Genomic DNA, 3343 nt, shown 5'->3' on the forward strand with positions numbered 1-3343 from the left:
TCGATGTCGTCGGCAAAGCCCGGCCATTCGACTGGCGGGATCACCCGCCGGACGCGCTCATAGAGGGATGCGGCCGTTGATAACGCGCCAGTCATCCGCGCCTCCGCTTATATTCCGGCTGACAATAACCGGCATATATCTACGTCGACTATAAAGGTGTCAAGCCCGTGAGAGCGGCAATCTTGTCCCCAAAACGACGGCACTGTCGTCGAGCACCGCACGGCGAAAGCGATAAAGCTTCGCCGGCCGCCCGCCCGTGTCGAGGGCAGTTTCGCCGGTTTCTTCGACCAGCTCCTGCTGCTCGACGAGCCGGCGGAAGTTCGGCTTGTTGATGAGCCGCCCGGCCAATGCTTCCACGGTCCGCTGCAACTGGAGCAGAGTGAAGGCCGGTCGCATCAGCTCGAAGACGACCGGCCGGTATTTGATCTTGGAGCGCAGCCGCGCGATGCCTGTCGCGAGAATCCGGCGATGGTCGGCAACCATCGCCTTGCCCGACACTGTTGCCGGCAGGGTAGTGCTCGGGTCGCCGCCAGCCTCATCGACCAGGCCTGCCTCGAAAAGCAGCTCATAGCGCTGCAGCGTCAGGTCCTCGTTCCAGGGGCGATCGTCGAAGGCGAAGGAGATCGCAGCCCGCTGACGGCGTTCTCGGCGCGTCTCATTGTCGCCCCCGCCGTCCGCCCACTTGAGTAGGCGCGGCCGCAAAACCTTCGCCAGCATCGATGGAGTTCCGGAGCGGTGGTCCTCCCAGGGGAAATAGTCGTACCATCTCTCCCAGTGGCGCCTAACCGACTGCGTTGCCTCTTCTACTCGAGTGAGCGCGAGATAGCTGATCGAAATCACACGCTGCTCGGTGCCAATCCTGTCGCGATCGGCGAAGGTGTAGAGCTGCTCTATGTAGCCAAGCGGCTGCCCAGTGTGTTGTTCCACCCATGCCCTGAGGCCCGACTGAAGGGAACGATGGCCGAGTTCGAACGGACCGGACGGGAGCGCATTAGCCCGACCGATCGTCAGAACGCGAGGTTCATGATCGTTCACCGCGACAACAACGGCGATCAGGTCCGCTTTGATGTCGTTGGCCTTGCTCGCCGGTCTGGCTTTTTTAATTCCTTCTAGGTGGTCGCCCATGTTCCCTGTTTTGTTGGAGCCCAGCTGCAAACGAGACGGTCTATAATCGATTTAATAGGAGCCTGTACCAAGCCTGTCTGCGCGTCAACAGTGCCATGCGGCATAGCTGTCGCCGAAACCGACATTGCCGAGACCACCGACGACCAGCCCTTGTCCGGATCGCTCGCTCCTGCGCTGTTGGGGCGCGCTCGCGAGCGGCTTCGTCACCACGAAGCTGCCCGGATAAATGACCATGGGATGCGCCGAGCTCGGAAGGCCTCATCGCATTGCAGCCTCTGCGCAACCTGGCAAAGTGCTTCGTGAGTGACTGATGAATGCTACTTCCACGATGCGCTTCTCGGTGGTTCGTCTGCTGGCAATCCATGCCTCTCTGAAGCCGTCTGTGGTCTGGCTTGGCTCAAACGGCCTTTCGCGAAATTCTGACCTCGGCGGCTTCGTTGATCGACCCCGTGGCCGGCGAGGCGCAGGAGCGCAATCGGCTGCACGACCACCAACGCGTCCTGTGAAAGGGTCGGGCCAAGGGTCACTTAGGACGCCGGTAATGGCAAAACGGGCGTGTGATGCAAAAATACCAAAACGTTGATGTGTCACGGTTGGTATGAAAAACTGGCCTCCGAAATCGCCCTGACACCGGCAGCCATGACCTACATCACTCACCATTGTCTTCATTCGAAATTAGCAATTAGCCTCGATCGCGCCAGTTGCTGTTAGGCGGCCAAGGCACCATGCCTGCCGCGTTGCAACCGGCAGGGCCCCGGTGCATGGATACACGCGGCAACGGGGATATTAGCTGTGCCGTTTATGCTCGCGGACCGACTCCGCAGGCCACAGGCGGGTATGGCCGAGAACGGCACGGCTGACCGGCTGATTTGCAAGGCCAATAGTCATTCAGGTTGGCCGGCATGGCGCGGAGCGGATTGCGTTCGATGTCAACGATGTAGCAGCAATCTTACTGCGGGATTTCAGCCGCAAGACCGAGAAACGGAAGATAGCAATGGACGCCTGTCTGCAAGTGTATGCTGGGTGAGGCTCATCCAGCTGTCGCTCGGCGTGCTTTCGTGGCCGTCGCGCTCGAAGCGCAAATTCTACGTCGCGACTGAGGCGGAGGGCCACGGCAAGTCGAATCAAAAAGGCGTGTGCAGCCAATGCCGGCGAGCGGCTACCAAGGCGCTGCACCTGTTCGACGCCGCTGCCGATCATACGCCAATTAGCGGCAGCGCCAGCTGCCCCAGGCCGGGCCCAGCACTACCTTTATTGGTGTGGCGTCATCGTCCCGACAGAATAGTTTGCGATGGTGACCGAGCGTCGAGGCGGCGGCCCCTAAAAAATAATCTTCATCAGGTTGGGAGAAAAGAATGGACGCTGAAGGTTTCAGCAGCTCTATCTTCGTGAAGTGTGCCACGTACATGGTGCAGGAGATCGCCGGCGTTGGCGACGCAATTGGATTTCTTGATAGCTGGCCGGAAGATCGCAGAGACCTGATCCACGAGACCGCCCTTCGAGCATGCTACGATGCACACGATGCGCGCAAACCTGCAAGCGTCGCGCGCAACGCCTTTCTCGGCTTTGCGCAACGGGCCGGCATACTAGTAGACCCAACCCCCGCCATGCAGCGGATCGGTGCCTTCAAGTCGGGCGAGGGAAAGGTGCAGGGCTAGGCTCATCCGGCGGCGCTCCGCGGAGCGCCGTTCCGGTGGGGCTCGCTCTCCACGGTAGCTCGCCCCTTGCGCGCCCGCCTGCTCAACAGTTCATTAAAAGATTGCAGATCCTCTGCAATTGCTGTGCTGGAGCCCGGCGCATAGCCCGGGCGCTGCGAATCGCGCGCAGCGTTGCTGGCTAGCACGATATCCCGGTGCTTGACCGGGCCGAAAAGGCGAGCCGGGTGCCGATGCGCCATAACGCTCTCGCGATTAGGTCCGCTGAGCCCAGCGTCACAGTATGCCCCTGATCGCCACCCGGCGGTGCCGGAAACCTATGGTGCAATGCAATTTTCTCTTCGCAGGTGCCGGCAAACGCAGTCCGCAGTTGAGGCTAGAGCAACGGGAGGCCTCACACTCGAGATCATGGGTACGCATACGCTGAAGACCGCCTACTGACGCGTACCTTGTGGCGTTAGTGTCCGCTTAGATTAAGTGGACACTTGGCAATGAAGTATCTGCCGATAGAGCAGCCGTCGAGGGTGGTGGAAGCGAGCACGCGCGCGGCTCTTCCGCTACCG

3 protein-coding genes are annotated in these 3343 nt (G+C 60.6%); 1 reads left to right on the plus strand and 2 read right to left on the minus strand.

Annotated elements, in window-relative coordinates; all coding sequences use genetic code 11:
* Positions 1-159: 159 nt before the first annotated feature.
* Together ACWGS9_RS34310 and ACWGS9_RS34315 are read right to left on the minus strand one after the other, a co-directional pair.
* Positions 160-1125 (minus strand): NUDIX hydrolase, encoded by a 966-nt coding sequence (locus tag ACWGS9_RS34310; protein WP_454509369.1) that lies wholly within the window; start codon positions 1123-1125, stop codon positions 160-162.
* A gap of 84 nt (positions 1126-1209) precedes the next feature.
* Positions 1210-1359, minus strand: a complete 150-nt coding sequence (locus ACWGS9_RS34315) for a hypothetical protein (protein WP_454509367.1) — start codon at positions 1357-1359, stop codon at positions 1210-1212.
* 1121 nt (positions 1360-2480) lie between these two features.
* Between ACWGS9_RS34315 and ACWGS9_RS34320 the strand changes: the two genes are divergently transcribed.
* Positions 2481-2783 carry a DUF982 domain-containing protein gene (locus ACWGS9_RS34320; protein WP_454509368.1) on the plus strand — a complete coding sequence of 101 codons (303 nt, stop codon included), beginning with the start codon at positions 2481-2483 and terminating at the stop codon, positions 2781-2783.
* Positions 2784-3343: the final 560 nt, after the last annotated feature.

This window comes from Mesorhizobium sp. Arg314, assembly GCF_053714275.1.

Excerpts from the sequence above, each read along its gene's own strand:
- ACWGS9_RS34310 (WP_454509369.1), bottom strand. The coding sequence starts at position 1,125 with ATGGGCGACCACCTAGAAGGAATTAAAAAAGCCAGACCGGCGAGCAAG.
- ACWGS9_RS34315 (WP_454509367.1), bottom strand. The coding sequence starts at position 1,359 with ATGGTCATTTATCCGGGCAGCTTCGTGGTGACGAAGCCGCTCGCGAGC.
- ACWGS9_RS34320 (WP_454509368.1), top strand. The coding sequence starts at position 2,481 with ATGGACGCTGAAGGTTTCAGCAGCTCTATCTTCGTGAAGTGTGCCACG.